Source organism: Phyllobacterium sp. SYP-B3895, assembly GCF_009647635.1.
GTDB classification, from domain to species: Bacteria; Pseudomonadota; Alphaproteobacteria; order Rhizobiales; family Rhizobiaceae; genus Phyllobacterium; species Phyllobacterium pellucidum.
Genome location: NZ_WJIG01000002.1, coordinates 582415 through 600790, shown reverse-complemented (window position 1 = coordinate 600790; position 18376 = coordinate 582415). Strand labels below are relative to the sequence as shown.

General features: G+C 56.8%; 19 protein-coding genes, 2 tRNA genes and 1 pseudogene. 9 read left to right on the top strand and 13 right to left on the bottom strand.

The annotated features are described in order from the left end of the window. Positions 1–163 precede the first annotated feature (163 nt). Genes GF108_RS09310 through hdaA form a run of 3 tightly spaced genes read left to right on the top strand, consistent with a single transcriptional unit; the run spans position 164 to position 2617 of the window. Complete coding sequence (locus GF108_RS09310; protein ID WP_370462114.1) at positions 164–706, top strand: CDP-alcohol phosphatidyltransferase family protein; 543 nt, start codon at positions 164–166, stop codon at positions 704–706. Next, positions 693–1892 (top strand): AI-2E family transporter, encoded by a 1200-nt coding sequence (locus GF108_RS09305; RefSeq protein WP_153667734.1) that lies wholly within the window; start codon positions 693–695, stop codon positions 1890–1892. Before GF108_RS09310 ends, GF108_RS09305 begins: the two co-directional genes overlap by 14 nt. Before the next feature lie 32 nt (positions 1893–1924). Continuing rightward, the gene (hdaA, locus tag GF108_RS09300; protein ID WP_153668229.1) at positions 1925–2617 is read left to right on the top strand and encodes a DnaA regulatory inactivator HdaA; all 693 of its coding nucleotides are present in this window, start codon (positions 1925–1927) and stop codon (positions 2615–2617) included. Positions 2618–2630: 13 nt separating this feature from the next. On the opposite strand, the gene GF108_RS09295 is transcribed toward hdaA, so the two are convergent. The 3 genes from GF108_RS09295 to GF108_RS09285 all read right to left on the bottom strand — a co-directional run bounded on the left by GF108_RS09295 (position 2631) and on the right by GF108_RS09285 (position 6949). Next, on the bottom strand, positions 2631–3851 hold the full coding sequence (locus tag GF108_RS09295; RefSeq protein WP_153667733.1) for an MFS transporter: 1221 nt from the start codon (positions 3849–3851) through the stop codon (positions 2631–2633). A gap of 242 nt (positions 3852–4093) precedes the next feature. Beyond that, positions 4094–4495 carry a hypothetical protein gene (locus GF108_RS09290; RefSeq protein WP_153667732.1) on the bottom strand — a complete coding sequence of 134 codons (402 nt, stop codon included), beginning with the start codon at positions 4493–4495 and terminating at the stop codon, positions 4094–4096. A gap of 6 nt (positions 4496–4501) precedes the next feature. After that, complete coding sequence (locus tag GF108_RS09285) at positions 4502–6949, bottom strand: arylsulfatase (protein WP_153667731.1); 2448 nt, start codon at positions 6947–6949, stop codon at positions 4502–4504. A 350-nt stretch (positions 6950–7299) separates the two neighbouring features. Here GF108_RS09285 and GF108_RS09280 point away from each other — a divergent pair. The 4 genes from GF108_RS09280 to GF108_RS09265 all read left to right on the top strand — a co-directional run bounded on the left by GF108_RS09280 (position 7300) and on the right by GF108_RS09265 (position 9302). Next, positions 7300–7376 (top strand) — tRNA-Pro (locus GF108_RS09280). Positions 7377–7450: 74 nt separating this feature from the next. Next, positions 7451–7756: an ETC complex I subunit gene (locus GF108_RS09275; protein WP_027232353.1), complete on the top strand. Its 306-nt coding sequence runs from the start codon at positions 7451–7453 to the stop codon at positions 7754–7756. 50 nt (positions 7757–7806) lie between these two features. Beyond that, a tRNA-Arg gene (locus tag GF108_RS09270) sits at positions 7807–7883 on the top strand. 39 nt (positions 7884–7922) lie between these two features. Then, positions 7923–9302, top strand: coding sequence for a glycoside hydrolase family 99-like domain-containing protein (locus GF108_RS09265; protein WP_153667730.1), 1380 nt, complete (start codon positions 7923–7925; stop codon positions 9300–9302). A 96-nt stretch (positions 9303–9398) separates the two neighbouring features. Here GF108_RS09265 and GF108_RS09260 read toward each other — a convergent pair. The 4 genes and pseudogenes from GF108_RS09260 to GF108_RS09245 all read right to left on the bottom strand — a co-directional run bounded on the left by GF108_RS09260 (position 9399) and on the right by GF108_RS09245 (position 12680). Next, positions 9399–10387 (bottom strand): annotated as a pseudogene (locus GF108_RS09260) (Bug family tripartite tricarboxylate transporter substrate binding protein). A 257-nt stretch (positions 10388–10644) separates the two neighbouring features. Then, positions 10645–11103 (bottom strand): hypothetical protein, encoded by a 459-nt coding sequence (locus GF108_RS09255; protein ID WP_153667729.1) that lies wholly within the window; start codon positions 11101–11103, stop codon positions 10645–10647. 82 nt (positions 11104–11185) lie between these two features. Further along, on the bottom strand, positions 11186–11605 hold the full coding sequence (locus GF108_RS09250) for a hypothetical protein (protein WP_153667728.1): 420 nt from the start codon (positions 11603–11605) through the stop codon (positions 11186–11188). Between the two features lie 175 nt (positions 11606–11780). Next, positions 11781–12680: a LysR family transcriptional regulator gene (locus tag GF108_RS09245; protein ID WP_153667727.1), complete on the bottom strand. Its 900-nt coding sequence runs from the start codon at positions 12678–12680 to the stop codon at positions 11781–11783. Between the two features lie 264 nt (positions 12681–12944). On the opposite strand from GF108_RS09245, the gene GF108_RS09240 reads away from it, so the two are divergent. Beyond that, positions 12945–13931: an MlaD family protein gene (locus GF108_RS09240; RefSeq protein ID WP_153667726.1), complete on the top strand. Its 987-nt coding sequence runs from the start codon at positions 12945–12947 to the stop codon at positions 13929–13931. A gap of 12 nt (positions 13932–13943) precedes the next feature. Here GF108_RS09240 and GF108_RS09235 read toward each other — a convergent pair whose 3' ends face one another. From GF108_RS09235 to GF108_RS09215, 5 genes are all read right to left on the bottom strand, one after another. Continuing rightward, positions 13944–14126 (bottom strand): hypothetical protein, encoded by a 183-nt coding sequence (locus GF108_RS09235; RefSeq protein ID WP_153667725.1) that lies wholly within the window; start codon positions 14124–14126, stop codon positions 13944–13946. A gap of 613 nt (positions 14127–14739) precedes the next feature. Then, on the bottom strand, positions 14740–14916 hold the full coding sequence (locus tag GF108_RS09230) for a hypothetical protein (RefSeq protein WP_153667724.1): 177 nt from the start codon (positions 14914–14916) through the stop codon (positions 14740–14742). Between the two features lie 220 nt (positions 14917–15136). Then, the gene (locus tag GF108_RS09225; protein ID WP_153667723.1) at positions 15137–15622 is read right to left on the bottom strand and encodes a hypothetical protein; all 486 of its coding nucleotides are present in this window, start codon (positions 15620–15622) and stop codon (positions 15137–15139) included. Positions 15623–15791: 169 nt separating this feature from the next. Then, the gene (locus GF108_RS09220; RefSeq protein WP_153667722.1) at positions 15792–16118 is read right to left on the bottom strand and encodes a hypothetical protein; all 327 of its coding nucleotides are present in this window, start codon (positions 16116–16118) and stop codon (positions 15792–15794) included. Between the two features lie 184 nt (positions 16119–16302). Then, positions 16303–16938: an FkbM family methyltransferase gene (locus GF108_RS09215; protein ID WP_172982602.1), complete on the bottom strand. Its 636-nt coding sequence runs from the start codon at positions 16936–16938 to the stop codon at positions 16303–16305. Between the two features lie 593 nt (positions 16939–17531). Here GF108_RS09215 and GF108_RS09210 point away from each other — a divergent pair. Continuing rightward, positions 17532–17870 carry a hypothetical protein gene (locus tag GF108_RS09210; protein ID WP_027232361.1) on the top strand — a complete coding sequence of 113 codons (339 nt, stop codon included), beginning with the start codon at positions 17532–17534 and terminating at the stop codon, positions 17868–17870. A 62-nt stretch (positions 17871–17932) separates the two neighbouring features. On the opposite strand, the gene GF108_RS09205 is transcribed toward GF108_RS09210, so the two are convergent. Continuing rightward, positions 17933–18313: a DUF305 domain-containing protein gene (locus GF108_RS09205; protein ID WP_153667720.1), complete on the bottom strand. Its 381-nt coding sequence runs from the start codon at positions 18311–18313 to the stop codon at positions 17933–17935. Positions 18314–18376: the final 63 nt, after the last annotated feature.

The window sequence follows — 18376 nt, the reverse complement described above, 5'->3', positions numbered from 1 at the left end:
GGATTTTGATGGCGAAATGGCACGACTTACGCGTGGCTGCAAGAACTTATGCCGGCAGCGGCGGAGAAAACGCCACTTATTGACACTTTGCCCTGCGCGAGCACTTGAGCGTCAGCGTTCATCGCGCCATGTAGAGCAGAGATGCATGCCTTGAGAAAGACGCGTGACCATTCCCAACTACATCACCATCTTCCGTTTTATTCTGGTTCCGTTCATCGTCATGGCGCTGTTGTCCGGCTACGTCGGAGCGGCTCTTGCAGGATTTATCATCGCCGGTGTTTCGGACGGTGTCGATGGGTTCATCGCGCGCCGCTACAACCAGAAATCCGACCTTGGCGCCTATCTCGATCCGATTGCCGACAAGGTATTGCTCGTGTCGCTGTATGTGGTCCTTGGGTTCCTCAAGGAGTTGCCGGTCTGGCTCGTCGTCATTGTCGTTTCACGAGATATCTTCATCATTGGAGCGGTGGTGCTCGGCACCGTCATTGACAGGCCGGTCGCAATGCATCCATTACTGGTCTCGAAGGCGAATACCGCATTTCAGATCATACTCGTCGCGGTGACGCTTGCCGATATTACATTTGATTATTCATTTACCGGCATCCGCGCCGTGCTCACCTGGGGCGTTGCCCTCTTGACCGTAGCTTCCGCGACTGCCTATCTCGTCGCCTGGACAAAACACATGGCTGGATATGACAAAGACTGAAAGCAAGGGCGTAGTCACGACCAAGACACAGGCGATCCCGGTCGAAATTCCCGATCGTGACATCCATGTGGAAGTTGAGGTCAATACGCTTGCCAGCAGCGTGCGCCGTCAGGCGGTGTTCTGGACAGCCGCTCTCCTTTTCCTCGGCCTTTTCCTCTATATGTTCTCCTCGATCCTGCTGCCATTTGTGGCAGGCATGGTGCTGGCCTATTTCCTTGATCCCGTGGCGGACCGGCTGCAGCGGCTCGGCCTGTCGCGACTGCTTGCGACGGTGGTCATCCTTGTCCTGTTCATCGTGACATTCGCGCTGCTCCTTATCATCCTCGTGCCCGTTCTCGCTTCGCAGATGAGCGATTTCATCGCGCGCCTGCCAAGTTACGTGGCGCGCCTGCAGGAGTTGATCGCCAACCGCGATTCGCAATGGCTGAAGAATTTCATCGGCGTAGACGCTTCGGTGATCCGCAACAGCCTCGATTCGCTGCTCCAACAAGGCGCGGGTTTCCTGACCACGCTGCTGCAATCGATCTGGAGTTCGGGCAAAACGCTGATCGATGTCTTTGCGCTCTTCGTCGTGACGCCCGTCGTGGCATTCTACATGCTGCTTGATTGGGACCGGATGGTTTCCAAGATCGACAATCTGGTCCCGCGCCAGCACGTCTATACGATACGTGCCATTGCCCGCGACATGAACAAGGCGATCGCCGGGTTCGTTCGCGGCCAGGGCACCGTCTGCCTCCTGCTCGGCGTCATCTATGCTGTCGGTCTTACCATTGTCGGATTGAACTTCGGCCTTCTCATTGGCCTCTTTGCCGGTCTGATCAGTTTTATCCCCTATGTCGGATCACTGGTCGGCCTTGTCGTTGCGCTCGGCGTGGCCATGGTGCAGTTCTGGCCCGAATGGGGCCATATTCTCGGCGTGGCCATCGCCTTTGGTGTCGGCCAGTTCATCGAGGGCAATATTCTTCAGCCGAAACTCGTCGGTTCGTCCGTCGGCCTGCATCCCGTATGGCTCATGTTCGCGCTGTTCGCATTCGGAACGCTCCTTGGCTTCACCGGTATGCTGATCGCCGTACCGACCGCCGCTGCCATCGGCGTTCTCGTGCGGTTCATGATCGGACGCTATAAACAATCCCCGCTCTACACAGGCGACTACCCCAAATCCGATGAGCCCAAACAATTGAGGTGACAGGGCAGGAGAGCTGGCTGTATTTCATCGCCATGACCAGCACGACTTCGCCCCGCCAACTCCCGCTCGATCTCGGCCATGAGCCGGGATATTCCCGCGACGACCTGATCGTGTCCTCATCCAACATGGCGGCCGTGGATATCGTCGATCGCTGGCCGGGATGGATTGCGCCGGTCGTGGTGCTCGCCGGGCCGACCGGTTCGGGCAAGACGCACCTTGCCGCAATCTGGAAGGCCGAGGCCAATGCCCTCGTCGTCGATCCGCGACGGATCGGCGCCGCTGCGGGTGAGGCCGGTCCATTCCTCATCGACGATATTGGCGACGGTAGAATTGACGAAGCCGGTCTCTTCCACCTCATTAACAACGTCCGGCAGAGCGGTTCGAGCCTGTTGATGACATCGCGCAAATGGCCGGCCAACTGGCCGGTGACGCTGCCCGATCTGGCGTCCCGCCTGAAGGCGGCGACGACAGTGGAAATCGGTGAACCGGACGACATGCTGTTGTCCGGCGTCCTCTACAAGCTTTTCGCCGACAGGCAGATTGCCGTCGAGCCTAACGTAGTCGGCTTTCTTGTAAGCCATATCGAGCGCTCGCTCTCGACGGCAAATCGGATTGTTGAGCGGCTGGACAGGGCAGCACTTGAGCGCAAATCGAAGATAACGCGCGCGCTCGCCGCCAGCCTGGTGACGGCTATCGACGAAGGGCAGGCCGCTTTCGATCTTTAGCATAAAGGTGGTCTTACCGAGCCCGGAGACGATCGATAAGTGCTGCATAGACTGCCGCCGCCAGCGCCAGCGACGCAGAGGCGAGCATCAGACCCAGCAGCAATTGCACTGAAACCGGTTCCGACAGAAACAATCCTGCGACTGACGCAGTAAGCGCCCCTCCGCCAAGTGCGATGGCAGCCGCGAGCCCGGCGGCAGTGCCGGCAAGTTCGGCTCGAATGGACAGAACCCCGGCATTGGCGGCGGGCATGGTAAGCCCATTGCCGACACCGACGAACATGCATGGAATAAAGAACGCAAGGCTGTGGGCGGCGCCTGCCATCGAGAGCGTCAGGCCAGCCGCGAGGGCCATGCAGGTGATAAGGCGCGCGAAGACAAGCGTCGTAGCCGTCCCGCCGTGGAAAGCATAGCGACCAGCCAAATAGCTGCCGAGGATAAATCCCAAAGGCACCATTCCCATATAGATGCCCAACATCGCACTCGACCGACCGACGGAGGGGCCAAAGGCCAACGGCGCCCCGCCGAAGAAGATATAGAGCGTCCCCATCGAGGCGGCCATGCACAACGTGTATGCCCAGAACCTTGCCGAGCCGAGGAGCTGGCCATAGGCCTCAAAGTGGTTACGGTGGGGTCGTACCGAGGCGGTTTCAGGCAAACCCCATGCTGATAGACCGAGCCCGACTGCGCCTAACATTGCGAACAAAATGAAGCTCGCTCGCCACCCGAACGCCTGATCCAGAATCCCGCCCAATGACGGCCCCAACATTGGTGCAATCGCCCAGCCCATGGCGAGGTAGCCAAATCTGCTTGCAGCACGTCTTTCTCCCGTGGTCTCCTTGATCATCACGAGGGCGATTGAAAAACACGCGGCTATGGATGCCTGCATCGCCCGGAACATCAGAAATACACCGATATTCGTGGCCAAGGCACAGCCGATCGAGGCGACAATAAAGATGCAGATCGAGGCCAAGGCGACCGGTCGGCGACCATAGCGATCTGACACCGCGCCAGCGATGAGTTCGATGAGTGCAGTGGCGATGGCGTATCCGGCCACCGACAGGTTGACCAGCGCAAAATCCGCTTTGAACGCAGCCGCAATATTCGGCAGCGACGGAAGGATCGTGTTCACCGGCAGCGCCGCCAGAGCTGTTAAGAAAATCAGGATCGCGATGGGCGGTGGGTTGATCTTGGCATTCTCAGTGGGCGTATTGCAGCCAGGACTGTTGCTCGTCATGGCTTGATCCGTCGCGAAAAGGGGAAAGTGGATTTGACGGGGCAGGGCCAGATTCAGGGCACAAAAAAAGCCCCGTCAGGAGCCCTTGGAACGCGCATGGGGAGCTTTCGCCGGATGGCTACGCCATCCTGCCCATGCGCCTTCTAACCACGACGATAAACATTGCGATTTTCATGATATCACCGCTACCAGCGGGCACGCTCATCGTCAATTGAACAAAAGTCTCAAACCGCTTTGACGCTTCAACGGCTGCTGCGGGGAGTTGCCAAAATAAATGCGAGGCACCAGCCAGCGATCGCAATGTGGGCGATAGCGACTGGCCAGAGGCCGATGCCGGATAGTCCATGGCGGAACGCCGCCAGCACCAGAACTGTGGAGACACCGAAATTATAGACAAGCATGGCCGCGACCAGCCCGCGCGCGGCATCGCTCGACGCGTCGGCGCTTGCCCGCCAGCAAGCAATGCCAAGGGCGAGCAGCGCAACACCGGCTACACGTGCGACCGTGGCAGCGGTCGCATCAAGGCCGGCGCCGAGGAGCAGTTCGACGAGCATTGCTGGCGCAACCAGAAGCGCCACCCCGGTCGCGCCCTCGGCCGCAGCCATCACGGAAAGAAGCGGCTTCGGATCTACGCGCCCCGGCATTGTGATTCATTGCCCGAGCTTGAAGGTCACTTTGTCGATCGTTCCCGTAAACTTGAACGGGGAATCGTAGCGGTATTCGACCAGCGCAACTCCGGTGCGGGTATCGAGGCCAACATCAAAGCTCTCATCCTCGGGGAAGGTAACCGGAATGGTGTGATCCATCGTGTTCCTGGCAACTTCCTTGCCGTCTACTGAAAGGACGCCTGTCCCGCCCGTGCCGAGACCTTTACCGTCCGATTTGAAATCAAAGACAATTGTGTGCTTGCCGGGTTCCAGTTCCGGGCCTTCCCACATCGTCCGCTTGAGGTCGAGAAGGTTGTAGAGAAACACGATCTTGCCGCGACCGACGCCGAATTCGCCTTTGCTCAGGAACAGACCGTAGCCGCCGAACCTTCCGCCCTCGGTGACGATCATGCCTTCGGCGCCACCTGCTGGTATCTCCAGGTCAGCACTGATGGTGTAGGACTTGTTGAGCGTACCTGGCGCGGCACTCGCCGGAACGCCGCTTAGTTCGCCAGAATAAGTAAATTCGGTTCGGCCCGCCGTGAGACTTGGCCGCGGCGTATTCCATCGCGAAAGCGTCGAATTGTCGAGCGGCAGGACGTCGTACTTCTTTGCCTCCGCATAGAACAGGTCCTGGAGTTGCTTAAGCTTGTCCGGCATGGCCGCCGCAAGATCGTTGAACTGGGTCGGATCCTCGTCGACATTGTAAAGCTCCCATTTATAACCGGAGATCACATCGGGCGGCGTTGCGGTGCTGAGTTCCCATGGCCGTGTTGCAGGCGTTGTCGCCGCGACCCAGCCATTGTCGTAAATGGCGCGATTGCCGAGCATCTCAAAATACTGCGTCGTGTGCCGGGTCGGCGCGGTGGCGTTTGCCTTGTCCCACGTATACACCATGCTCGTCCCCTCTATGGGGCGCTGCTCGATCCCGTTGACCGTTTTGGGCACCTGAATGCCGGTTGCTTCGAGCAAGGTCGGCACGATATCGATGACATGATGGAATTGACGGCGGATACCGCCGACATCCGTAATGTGGCCGGGCCAGGACATGGCGACGCCCTGTGAGGTGCCGCCGAAATGCGATGGCACCTGTTTGACCCATTTGAATGGCGTATCCATCGCCCATGCCCAGGCAGCGGCATAATGCGGAAACGTTCGCTCGGATCCCCAGAACGGATACCAGAGATACTGGTCCTTTACGGGCACGTCGACGCCGTTGAAGGTGGTGAACTCGTTCGGCGTGCCGTTGAGCATGCCCTCGGCACTCGCGCCGTTATCTCCGCCGATATAAATGATCAGCGTGTTGTCCAGTTCGCCGAGGTCTTCGACGGCCTGAATAACCCGGCCAATCTCGTTGTCGGCGTAGGCAAGGTATGCTCCATAGACATCCGCTTGCCTGATGAAGAGCTTCTTCTCCTCCAATCCAAGCGAATCCCATTCGGGCAGTTCCTTCGGCCAGGGCGTCAGCCGGGCGTTGTCAGGCATGATCCCGAGGCGCTTCTGGTTGGCGAAAATGGTCTCGCGAAGCTTGTTCCAGCCCTCGTCGAACAGGTGCATGGCGCTGATCTTCTTGATCCATTCCGGCGTCGGGTGGTGCGGGGCATGCGTGGCGCCGGGCACGTAATAGACAAAAAACGGTTTTTCGGGCGCAATTTCCTTCAACTGCGTCATATATTTGATGGCCTCGTCTGCCATTGCCGTTTCTAGGTTCCAGCCGGGGTTGCCTTCGAAGGGATAGATGGCCGTGGTGTTGCGAAAGAGGTTCGGCTGCCATTGGCTGGCGTCGCCGCCGACGAACCCGTAGAAATAATCAAAGCCCATCCCTGTCGGCCACTGTGTAAATGGACCTGCCTGACTCGACTGGTAGGAGGGCGTGTTGTGATTTTTTCCGAACCACGACGTCGCGTAACCATTCTCCTTGAGGATTGTGCCGATCGTCGCCTTCTCGATTGGAATGATCGAATCATAGCCCGGGTATCCGGTGGCTATTTCGCCGACCACCCCCGCACCGACTGAGTGGTGGTTGCGGCCCGTTATCAATGCCGCCCGTGTCGGCGAACACAGCGACGTCGAGTGGAAATTAGTGAAACGCAGTCCGGCATTGGCGATCCGGTCCATCGCCGGCGTCGGTATGACGCCACCAAAGGTGCTTGGAGCGCCAAAGCCCTGGTCGTCCGTCATGATCAGGAGGATGTTGGGCGCGCCTTTCGGGGGTACGACACGCGGCGCCCACCAGGGTTGCGAGTCCGCGGCCTTTTCCTTGATCACCCCGCCAAACTTTGGCGGTGGTGGGGGAAGTTGCTTGCCGTCGATCGTGGTCGTGGCTCCCGGTGAACCCGCTTGCCCGCTCACGGATTGCGCGAAAGCTATCGAGCAACCGATTCCTGTCAGGGCGGTAAAGCCAATGGCGGCAATGAAGGCGCGAGAGACGTGCAGATAGCGAGAGTGCATGGAACCCTCCTCTTGGCCACGCGAAGCAAGGTCCTCGTGAGGGGGCAATCACCTGAAGCGATTGCGCCACAGGGCCGCACCCCATTCCGTGATACTTGCAACGCGTGGAGTGTCTGCGGCAGCATCTGGCCTGTAAAGTACATTACTGTAACCTACAGTTCGACGTCGTAGGCCCTGTCAGTTCAGATTCCATTGTCTGATTTTGTGCTTCAGACTGACACCGTGGTAAGGGCTTTTGGCGGCACAACGCGCCACTGCAACCCGTTTATTCCGTTTTAGACCGTTTTCTTGATTTCGGCTCTTGCGTTATCGAAGCTAAGACAATAGGGAACTCAGCGTCCAAGAACGGACGGAGCGTAGCGCAGTCTGGTAGCGCATCTGGTTTGGGACCAGAGGGTCGCAGGTTCGAATCCTGCCGCTCCGACCATTTTCAGTGAAGTTGCTGCTGGAGTTCGGCAAAAGCCTGTAATATATCGGCATTGCAGACAAAGGGATTCTTCGATGGCAGCGCGCATTTATCGTCCAGCAAAAACAGCCATGCAGTCAGGGAAGGCGAAAGCCGACACCTGGACGCTTGAATATGAGCCGGAGCAGCCCCGCAAGGTTGAACCGTTGATGGGCTACACCTCATCGCGCGACATGAAGAGCCAGATTCGCCTGACTTTCGAGACCAAGGAAGAGGCGATCGCCTACGCGCAAAAAAACGGCATCGCTTTTACAGTGCTGGAACCCAAGGAAACGCGCCGCCGCGCCGTCTCCTATTCGGAAAATTTTCGCTTCGACCGCAAGCAGCCCTGGACGCATTGATTTACTGAATTTTGCGGCTATCCGCCAGGATGGGCGCGCCGATACCAAACGGTCCCGTAGCTCAGCTGGATAGAGCACCGGCCTTCTAAGCCGACGGTCACTGGTTCGAATCCAGTCGGGATCGCCAAAATTTGTGCCCCGGGCGAGCACTAGGACGAGGTAGCCAATGAACCGCCTTTTTGGGCCCGAGCGTTCTGAATCTGCTGCCAATCCAATTGGCCCGGATATTTCAGACAGCGGCCGAAGTGTCGCAGTATCCACAGACACTTCCAAGCTGATCGCCTTCTATCTGCCCCAGTTTCATCGGGTGAAGGAGAATTCGCAGTGGTGGGGTCCCGGCTTTACCGAGTGGACCAATGTCGCGCGCGGCCGGCCCAATTTCGACGGCCATTACCAGCCGCATATCCCGCGCGAGCTCGGCTTCTACGATCTGTCCTACGTGGAACCCCTGGCGGAACAGGCTGCGCTGGCGCGCCAATATGGCATCTACGGTTTCTGCTTTTACCATTACTGGTTCAGCGGGCGACGCATTCTTGAACGTCCCGCAGAAAACTTTCTCAAATCGGATATCGATATTAAGTTTTGCCTCTGCTGGGCCAACGAAAACTGGACCCGGACCTGGGACGGCGACACCAGGAGCGTGCTTCTCGAACAGAAATATGCCGAAGGCGATGATGAGGCCTTCATCGCCAGCCTCATCGATTACTTCAAGGACGATCGCTATATCAAGATCGACGGTAATCCGCTGCTTGTCGTCTATCACGCCAAAGAAATTCCAAACCCGAAGAAGAGTTTTGCCGTCTGGCGCGAATTTGCGAAGCGGCAGGGGTTCCCAGACCTGCACATTGCCGCGGTGGATTTCTATGATATCTCGGCGCCTCAAGAGTGCGGGGCCGATGCACTGGTCGAATTCCCGCCGCACAAATTCATCGGTGCGGAAAGCCGGCCCGACCGGTCGCCGGTCACGACCAATCCGGAGTTCTCCGGCCGCTTTGTCGACTACCGGAAGATGGTAGCCCAGAGCGTCAACCGGCCGGTGCCCGCATTTCGGCTATATCGTGGAATTATTCCAAGCTGGGACAACACCGCGCGCCGCCAGAACACGGCAACGACGATCATAAATTCCAACCCGTCACTCTTTGGCAGATGGCTGCGCTATTTGCGGGCCTATACGCGAGCCGAGTTTGACACGAGCGAAGACAATTTCATCTTCATCAATGCCTGGAACGAATGGGGCGAGGGCTGTCATCTCGAGCCGGACCAGAAGTGGGGATTGTCCTATCTTGAAGAAACGCGCGAGTCGTCCTTCTACAAGCGCGATGATGCAGCGGAACAGTCCATCGAGGCCGCACGCTCGTCTGCGATCGAAATCTTGTCCCAGGCATTCCGCGAGGCCGACCCGCAGAAGGACGCCGCACGCATCGCCAAGGACCTTGCTGAATATCGACCTCCCAGTCAGTTGACGCGAAGACTGTCGGGGCTATTGGCGCGATGGCCCTGGCTGCACCGCACGGTCAAGACAATATTCCAGAAGATCAATGCGTGATTTCCGGGCACCTTCGGCAACACGATAGCAGTGTGTCCCGAGCGTTTCTGAAAGTCGGCGGGAAGCGGGGCGCACCCCCGCTCCACCTCGATTGCCTCAATCCAGTTGAATGTTGGCCTCTTTGACAATCGGCGTCCATTTGGCGATTTCTGCCTTCACATGGGCCGCCAGTTCCTCCGGGGTGGAACCGACGACGGTGGCGCCAAGATCCGTCAGTCGCTTGATTAAGTCCGGGTCCTGTAGCGCCTTGTTGGCAGCCTCGTTGAGTTTTGCAACCACCTCGGGCGAGGTGCCGGCCGGGGCGAAAAGCGCATTCCACGTATAGGTTTCATAGCCTGGAATGGTCTCGGCAATGGCCGGAATATCAGGCAAAACCCCGACCCTTTCCTTGGTGGTCACGCCTAAAGCGCGCAATGTGCCCGCTTTGACGTGCGGTCCCGCCGAAGGGGGATTATCGAAGAGGATCTGGACCTGGCCGGCAAGAGCGTCGTTCAATGCCGGGCCTGCGCCCTTATAAGGGACATGTTGCATCGATACGCCGGCCATTTTCTTGAAGAGTTCCCCCGACAGATGCAGCGGTGTTCCGGTGCCGGAGGAGGCATAGCTGTATTTGTCGGGATTGGCCTTCAGCAGGTCTATCAGTTCCTGAACCGATTTCACCGGCAGTGCCGGGTTGACCACGAGCATGTTAGGAACCATCAATAGCAGCGATACGGGCGCAAAATCCTTTTCTGGATCATAGGTTTTGGTCTTCAAGATCAAGGGGTTCAGCGCATGCGACGCAACCGTGCCCATGAGAACGGTGTAGCCATCCGGTTCAGCCCGCGCCACAAAACTCGCGCCAAGGCTGGTGCCGCCGCCGCCCATGTTCTGGACAATGACCTGCTGGCCGAGCAGACCAGACATCTTGGCTGCGATCACGCGGGCGACAACATCGTCGAACCGCCCGCAGCAAACGGCACGACCAGCGTAACCACATGATCCGGGAAAGTTCCTGCCGTTGCCGGCGCGGAAAAACCGATTGCCGACAAAGCGGCCATGCCGGCAGCGAGGCATGCGCGCCGGGTGAGTTTGTATATTGACACCTGTATTCCTCCAAAATGTATAGATAAAGTATCGTCTTTCGAAGTGATGAGTGTGTATATATAGCAGCAAAGAATACTGCGTTTTACATGTTCATTTGTATAAAAACACAGCAAGATAATGAGTATTTATCCAATTTAGCTGTGCGAAAGATTGCGACCTGAAGGTCAATTAGATATCCTAGTGCAATTCCAGGGTGGAAGGTATTAGACTTTAGATTGTCGGTATATTGCGCTTGGGCTTTCAAGGGTCCGGCTTGTTATCCGACCTTGCGATATACGAGATCGAAGTCGTGCGCCCAGTACGTGCCGTCTTGCGAGCGTTGCCACGAACCTTTGATCGTGTTTCCTCCGGTGTCGAAAGTTCCGACGTAGCGCTGAAAGAACCCCGGGGAATCGCGCCAAAGCTTCCACACCCCGTCACCCACCGTCATGTTGACGATGCGGTGTACGTGCCGTGCATCGGTGTAAAGCATCGTGAAAAGCCCGGTCGCATCATCGAGCCCGATGATTGACGTGATCGGAAACGGGGAATTTTCCGTCCATTCGCGTGGAAGGCTCGGCGCCATATCCGCGTCGGCCCGCTGGATCACGAACTGCCTGTTGGCCAACCATTCAAAGCGTGTATGACCGCTGGCCATGGGCTTGCCGCCAATGGTCGCGTCCGTGCGCCACTCGCCGATAAAGGGGATCAGGCGTTCGAGCAAGGCATCGGACATTATCGCTCCCCCAGTTTACGCCCCCCTGCTTTTGCACCACTTCCCCGCAGCTATGTCGTAACATGCGCTGCGTCATCGCTGCTTATTGGTGCGACCGTCCCGACCCACCCATATAGGCGTCACCGCCTCGCGGCAGGTAGATCTTCTGGTCCCCGTAACCGCCGTCGTTATTCGAGGACGGGCGGGAGTTTGACGGCGGGTTGACGTTCGGGCGGTTGTTGTCACTGTTGCTGTAATGACGGCGGTCGTCATTGCCATTGCGATCGTAACGGGAGCGATCGTATCTGTAGCGATCGTACCTGTAGCGGTCATTCCGGTAAGGGTTATAGCGGTAGCCATTATAGCCGGGGCCATCGTAAAATCCGCTATAGACGGTCGTCCCGTAATAGCCGCCATATCCGCCATAGCCGCCGTAATAAGGACCTGTCGTCTCGACGCAGCCCGAAAGAAAAACCGCAGAGAGACCCGCTGCTGCAGCCAGCGTCAAATATTTGATGGACATAGAAGTCTACCTCCCATACGGACCCGTTATTCTATCACTGTTCAACAACTGCGCGCCGGAAAAAGTTCCAGCGTGAAGTGCAACGGCCGCCGTCCAGTCAAAAACCTTCGGTCCCATTATTTCTAGCGTGATCTTTGTACGGTCGACCTGCTGAACGCAGGCTGAATGGCTTCGATCAACAGTCCCAGTAGGCCGGAGAACCGAAAGCCTTGCGCAGATGGTCGGCAAGCGCCCTCAGCTTGGCCGAGGGCGTGCGGCCTTCGGGGTGGGCGATATAGATGTGTTCGGCCGCCGCCGCCACGCCGATATCGATAACCTGCAATTGCCCGGCCTTGATCGCTTCGCTGGCGACGAAGCTCGGCAGCATTGCTATCCCGATCCCGGTAATGGCGGCGTCGCGCATCGTGTCGCCATTGTTGACCCTGAGCCCGATCCGGCCACGGACGGTCGTCACGGTGCCGTTCGTTGGGAAACTCCAGTCGGCCACGCCGCGGTTTGCATAAAAAATACCTTTGTGCTGGTCGAGCGCTTCGATGGAATCCGGCGTTCCATACCTTTCGATGTAAGCGGGCGATGCGACGAGCACGCGCTGACTGCTCGCAAGGCGCCAGGTGATGAGGCGGGAATCGGCAATCGGACCGTGGCGGATGACGGCATCGTAACCATCCGACGCCACGTCGACGCGGCGGTCGTCAAGATCGAGAAAAAGCTCGATATCGGGATGCGCTTTGAGAAACGGGAAAAGGGCGGGGCCGAGATGCATGCGCCCGAAAGTTACGGGCGCGGAAATGCGCAACGGGCCCACCAGCAGGCCGCGGCGCTCAGCCATGTCGGTTGCCGCGTCCTCCACCTCCCGGGTGATGCGCGCCGCGCGCTCGAGGAAGGCCGCGCCATCCTCTGTCAGGGCAAGACTGCGCGTTGTGCGATGCAGGAGCACAGCCCCGATCTGACGCTCAAGCTCGGCAAGCCTTTCACTGACGATCGATTTCGATAGCCGCAGCCGACGTGCGGCCTCGCTGATCGAGCCTGCTTCGGCCACGGCGACAAAGGTTGCAATCCCCTCGAGCTTCATCATTGTTCGACAATATCCGAAAATGCGTTCTTGAATATTCAAGTTAATCCGAACGCTGGGCGAGCGCCATACGTGCCGAAGCCCCGGGCCGGGCTTGCCGATCCCGGCACGGCTGCCAAACTTCGCCAATCCGCCATTCGTCACAACTAACACCTCGATCAATGCGTGCATTGGAACGCTTTAAGACTGAACGCCATTGATTTGCCGCGACATGAGGCGGTAATGAGAAGATCAATTTTCTGAACCTGTGTTCATTCCGGAATTTCAATGGAAACCAAGGCCAACTATTTTCTTGTAGCTATATTCTTGCTTGCGGTGAGTTTCCTCGCATTCGGCTTCTTTTACTGGATCGGGCGTTATGGAGAGACGCGCGAGACGGCTACGCTCGAAATCAGGGTCCCCGGATCCGTGACTGGCCTTGCTGCCAATAGTCCGGTCTATTTCAATGGGTTGAAGGTGGGACAGGTGCGTCGATTGTATATCGATTCGACCAATCCGGACGCCGTCATCGTCCAAACCGATATCGATGCGACAACGCCGATTACGCGTTCGACCGTCGCGACCCTTGCGTTCGAATTGCTGGCGGGCCGCGCCTATATCGAGTTGAAAGGCGGCAAGGCCTATGAGCCCAAGCTCCTGGAGGAGGCGGAAAAGGAGGACACTGTTGCGCGCGTCGACATTGACCCCACATCGTTGAAAACCCTGGTTCAGACCGCGCAGGACTGGATTGACCGCGTCGACAAGGCAACGACGGCGACCGAGAAATACATTGCTGACACCCGCGGGCCATTTGTCGAAGGCATCAACCAGGCCAAGGCGGCGACAGACAAATTGGCTGCCAGCACCGATCTGATCAATAAATATGGCGAGCGCGCAAAAAGCCTCAATGAGATCACGCATGATGCGCGCGACGTGATCGCCCGCATCAACGAAGCCTCCGTGAAAATCGACAATGCCCTGGCCAAGGTCGATCGCGAACTGTCAGATGATAAAGGCAGCGCGGTCAGCGATGCACGCGCCAAGCTTGAAGCCTATCAACAGCAGGCCAAAACACTGGATGCTCAATTGGCGTCCATCTTGAAGAACATCGGCAGTTTCACCGGCACGAAGCTGCCGGAGGTGCAGAAATTCATTTCGGCGAGCCGGCGTTCGGTCGACAGCATCGACAGGGCGGTTTCGGGTTTTGCAGATGATCCCAAGAAGCTGTTTTTCGGCGAGGACAGCAAGGTTCCGGAATTCGAGGCTCCGCGCTGAGCGCTGGCAAGCTCACGAGGCGTAATACATTCCGGCGAGATAACTGCTCGCAGCGATTGCGATCAACACGACCGCGAGCGGCCAATAGAGATAGGCTTTGAATTCACCGTCAAAGCAGCGTGTGTTGTCATCGAATGTGGCTGGAATATTCGCTGCGGGGGTCTTTGCCCTCTTCTTCAACGCGATGAACGGCACGACTACTACCTTCCGAACTGACGGCCCAGATACAAGACTACCGGTATGATGATCAGAAAGATGATGAGGTAACCCCAGATTGAAGTGAGGTAGGGCGCGTAGTCCTCTCGTTCCTTCCGTTCATCCTCCTCATCCATTGGTGCCTCCCACATCTGCCCGTGACACAGTGATTAAGAGGACTTAGAGCCAACTAATGAATGCGGCTCAGGTCGCATCAGGCCATGGCGGCAGGTTGAAAACAATTCAACAATTCAGGCTACGTCGTTAGATCAAAAGCGGAAATATGCACTAGTTCGAAAGTGTATCGTCGCCAGGTCAATCCCGGCGCACGAGCAACGTCAACCGACTGCGTCAAGGCGCCTGTTGAGCCGGGCGACATAACAATCGCAACGATAATAGCAAGGTCTGGCAGAGCTGCAACTTCAACGAGTCCACGCCAAGTCATACTACCCTATGGTTGCAGAGACAAACATGTATTGAAATGATTGGGGTGGCGGGCTTCGAATGCCCCGCACTCGCCCATCGTAAGCAACCCAGCACGTCTCGGCGGGAAGCACGCGTTTTTGACCTGCCAGCAAGCCGGCAGGTCAAATATTTTAAATTTTCGTTGTCGTTATGCTGTGTGCTGTTTGAACCTGCGATGGGTGAAACCACCCTTGGCGCGCCTCAAAATATCCGAAAGCTTGTTGGGGCTTGCGGGCTTCTTTGGCATTTCTTCGCGGACTTTTTGTAGAATTTGTTGGCTCGCACAACTGGCATTATGGGGCAGATGAAGCGTCACGTCGCCCATTTCGTCACTCCCTGGAGAAGAGCAAATTACCTTCCGTTGGTCGGAAGGCTGAAAGCTTAATTGTCGCCTAAGCCGATATGTGTACGCCTAGTTTTGTGCTTATACAACTAAGATCAGTGTCGGCAGCAGTCACATTCTGCATTTGTTATTCAACATGCCGTGAAAAACAAGAATAGGATTGCCGGTCAAGCGGGCTAGACCGGCTCTTTTAGTGCATTGTTCAAGCTTGCAGCGGATGGAACCGCCGCAGCGAAAGAAACCCGGCGATGATGAAAAGTACAAGCACGATCCCCTGGCTGATTGCGAATGGCGGTTCCGACTGCGTGGGCGCGAGGGCGTTAAGGGCTGGGATCTTCTGAAACGATTGCGCGACAAGCACGAAGACGTTGAGGTAGAGCGACACGATCGCGCATACCACATAGACCCAGCGCCACGATCCCGCGAGGCGGAATGCATAGAGGGCGGCGATTGCCAGAACAAGAAATACCATCGAGATAATCCCGACGCCGATCGCCGGGGTGAAGCCGCTGAATGGGAACAGAAATCCGGTCACGCTCGTGGCGACCGTCGTCAGCAGGAAGATAAAGGTCCAGCCCGGCCAGTTCTCCGACTTGAGCAAGCCCGACAGGACGACCAGTCCCGTCACGATGCCAATCAGGCTCAAGATCACGTGGAACAAGGTAAATGGCGTCATACCCAGAATCATGATGGTCCCCTCAACTCGTGATTGTATGGCGTGGAATCAACTTCACACAACGAAACAATTTTTACGAAGAAAAGTAAATCGGACGCATCTTCTTCAAAATATGAGTGTAGTTCTCAATATTTAACCATGGATGCTGGCAGGAAACTTGGCTGTTCAGCAAGGGGGTAGGTTAACCGGCACATTTCCTGCGGTCGATCGAACGTGTCATCGAGTCGACCTGGCCCTGCAGCGGCCCGGCCTGCTTCTGGTTACTGGTGCGATAATCGGGAAGGAAGGGCCCAAGACCCACGATGATATTGGGGTCTTGGTAGCCGGCGCCATTTGTCAGGCGGCTGACCTCGGCCATCTTCTGGTTGCGCTGAGCGATCAGGGCCGCGCAGTCTGTCGTATCGTAGTTCAGCGACGAAATCTTCTCGTTGTCGAGTTGGCCCTGGATGTTGCCGCAACCGGCAAGAACTAAGGTAAGGATGATCACCTGAAGGTGCCGTATCGTCATAAGTCAAATATCCCCGATCGCGAAGCAGCGCGGACATGAATGGGCTAATGGCGAAGTTTTGGCAAGATGGGTGTCCAAAATCTCGCGCAACGCAGACGTCATGAAGTGCGCGACATACTGATTGGCGACCGCCCGACCCGCAACCGCTGAGGATGATGCCGAAGCGGCTGCACCACGATTGAGTTCAGTCGACAATCAGAACGCGCTGGCCGACGCGATTGGTCGGAATATCCATTATCGTCGTTATCCGCGCGCTTTCGTCGTCAAATACAACACAGCGATGGTAATGAGTTGCAAGAAAGCGCAGAAAACTTGCGGTCTGGCCCGGTTGGGCCGGATTTGGTGACATAACCACATAAATGGGGATGCTCTGCCGCATGACCTGGAGAAGGCCAAGGCACGCCATCGTCTCGTAGCCCTCAATGTCGATCCAGACGAGGCCCAACTGGTTTGTCGGGACACGAGCATCGTCCAATATAGTCTGGGCGGTGTTAACCGTGGTCCGCAGCGGCATGTCCGATGCATGCTTTTGCCGGACGCTGCTCTTGAGGCTGTCGGTTCGGTTAACATGGAAATTGATCATGCCATCGATCATGCCGGCGGCGGAGGGGACCTTGTGTACAACCCCATCGAGATTTTTGTCGGCAACCTTTCGAGCAAGCGCACGGAAATTTTCGGGCTCCGGCTCGACGGCCAGCACGCGCGTAAATGCACCGCAAATGGCGAGTTCGGTTGTGGTGGCGCCGCGGCCGGCGCCGAGTTCCAGCACAGTGGAATTGCGGCGCAGTGCACCAACTCCATCGAGTATCCGGCAAACCATGGCCACGTCGCCCTGACACCGCACTTCGAGGGCAGCCTCGACAGCGCCTGGTAGTTCATCAATTCCGCGCCTGCCAGAGTACCGAAGAAATTCGGCCGCAAATAACCGCAGGGCCGTCAGCGTTCCAAGGCCGGTTTTCCTTGTCTGGAAAGTAAAAATCGATGTGGATGCTAGATCCACGTACTCATCGAAATACATGATGTTTAAATCCGAAAAAATCTAAAAAGATAAAAATCTATAACTGAATTCTTACTTGAGTTCAGGCACGTCGTCAAATGGTACTAAATGATCAATTCAGGCAGTGATTCTCGTGCGGACCCGGGATTTTCACCACTCGGTCGATGGATGAGCACGAGCGGATCGTTAATTTGGCGAAACAGCGCAAGTTTTATAAATCAGTTATATAGATGAATCTTTTGATATTCCGGATAAAAAAAGAAGGTTAAAACTGTCGGGAAATCTGGATTTAATCCGATATGCCTAGTAATTTAGTATGGTATCGCAGTTTGCGCTTGCTGAAACCGTCGTTCCGCCCTTATGATTCTACTTCCGGGAGCCCCCGGTCGTGCAACCCAAAGAGTGAGGAGACAGGAATGCCTGGTTTGCTGCACCCACTTCACGACGGCCACGCGCCGATCATATTGCAAAACGCCTTCCAAGACGCGATCGATGCACTTGAGGACTGGGAACTCGGCACTGATGAACCGGTAATTGACGTTAACGAGAAGCGGGTCGCGATCAGTACCGTGTTCCGCCGCCTGTGGACTTGCACGGACATTCTTCCGGCACGCACATTGGACGTCATTGAAGATCTATTGCCGTTGCGTTCAGCTGAATTCAAGGTGGGCACTTCGACCTATGCCGATGCCGCCTATAGTCTGTGGCAACTATGCTTGCAAAAGCGCGCCGCGAGTTACGAGATGCGTATCTAGTTTAAAGTCAAGGAATGTGGTCACCCGCCGGTCTCGCCGGCGGGTGATTTTTTTTTAAAGCGTCAGCCGCCGTTTTTGGCCAGCCAGCTTTTCATCTGTTTGATCTCCGCCTCCTGGGCCGCGATGATCTCGCTCGCGAGTTTACGGATCTCCGCATCCTTCCCGTATTCGAGCTCAACCTTCGCCATGTCTATGGCACCCTGGTGGTGCGCGATCATGCCCCGCACGAAATCCTCGTCGGCCTTTCCCGTGAACTCGATCGCCATGTCCTCGTGCATTTTGGCATTGGCCGCGGCAAAGGCCTTCGACGGGGCACTCTGATCGCCGGCGGGCTTTGCCGTCATCTCGTGCTGCATCGTTCCGTGCGAACTGTGATCCTGGGCAATAACGGGCGTAGCGAAGGCCATGCCGAGAACCAGCGCTGTCGTATAAACTCTGTTCATTGTTGTAACTTTCCTTGGGCCAACAGAAATCATGCGCGAGGCTTTGGCCCGGCTCACCTGCGC

Excerpts from the sequence above, each read along its gene's own strand:
- GF108_RS09305 (WP_153667734.1), top strand. The coding sequence starts at position 693 with ATGACAAAGACTGAAAGCAAGGGCGTAGTCACGACCAAGACACAGGCG.
- hdaA (WP_153668229.1), top strand. The coding sequence starts at position 1,925 with ATGACCAGCACGACTTCGCCCCGCCAACTCCCGCTCGATCTCGGCCAT.
- GF108_RS09295 (WP_153667733.1), bottom strand. The coding sequence starts at position 3,851 with ATGACGAGCAACAGTCCTGGCTGCAATACGCCCACTGAGAATGCCAAG.
- GF108_RS09290 (WP_153667732.1), bottom strand. The coding sequence starts at position 4,495 with ATGCCGGGGCGCGTAGATCCGAAGCCGCTTCTTTCCGTGATGGCTGCG.
- GF108_RS09285 (WP_153667731.1), bottom strand. The coding sequence starts at position 6,949 with ATGCACTCTCGCTATCTGCACGTCTCTCGCGCCTTCATTGCCGCCATT.
- GF108_RS09275 (WP_027232353.1), top strand. The coding sequence starts at position 7,451 with ATGGCAGCGCGCATTTATCGTCCAGCAAAAACAGCCATGCAGTCAGGG.
- GF108_RS09265 (WP_153667730.1), top strand. The coding sequence starts at position 7,923 with ATGAACCGCCTTTTTGGGCCCGAGCGTTCTGAATCTGCTGCCAATCCA.
- GF108_RS09255 (WP_153667729.1), bottom strand. The coding sequence starts at position 11,103 with ATGTCCGATGCCTTGCTCGAACGCCTGATCCCCTTTATCGGCGAGTGG.
- GF108_RS09250 (WP_153667728.1), bottom strand. The coding sequence starts at position 11,605 with ATGTCCATCAAATATTTGACGCTGGCTGCAGCAGCGGGTCTCTCTGCG.
- GF108_RS09245 (WP_153667727.1), bottom strand. The coding sequence starts at position 12,680 with ATGATGAAGCTCGAGGGGATTGCAACCTTTGTCGCCGTGGCCGAAGCA.
- GF108_RS09240 (WP_153667726.1), top strand. The coding sequence starts at position 12,945 with ATGGAAACCAAGGCCAACTATTTTCTTGTAGCTATATTCTTGCTTGCG.
- GF108_RS09230 (WP_153667724.1), bottom strand. The coding sequence starts at position 14,916 with ATGGGCGACGTGACGCTTCATCTGCCCCATAATGCCAGTTGTGCGAGC.
- GF108_RS09225 (WP_153667723.1), bottom strand. The coding sequence starts at position 15,622 with ATGATTCTGGGTATGACGCCATTTACCTTGTTCCACGTGATCTTGAGC.
- GF108_RS09220 (WP_153667722.1), bottom strand. The coding sequence starts at position 16,118 with ATGACGATACGGCACCTTCAGGTGATCATCCTTACCTTAGTTCTTGCC.
- GF108_RS09215 (WP_172982602.1), bottom strand. The coding sequence starts at position 16,938 with ATGGTTTGCCGGATACTCGATGGAGTTGGTGCACTGCGCCGCAATTCC.
- GF108_RS09210 (WP_027232361.1), top strand. The coding sequence starts at position 17,532 with ATGCCTGGTTTGCTGCACCCACTTCACGACGGCCACGCGCCGATCATA.
- GF108_RS09205 (WP_153667720.1), bottom strand. The coding sequence starts at position 18,313 with ATGAACAGAGTTTATACGACAGCGCTGGTTCTCGGCATGGCCTTCGCT.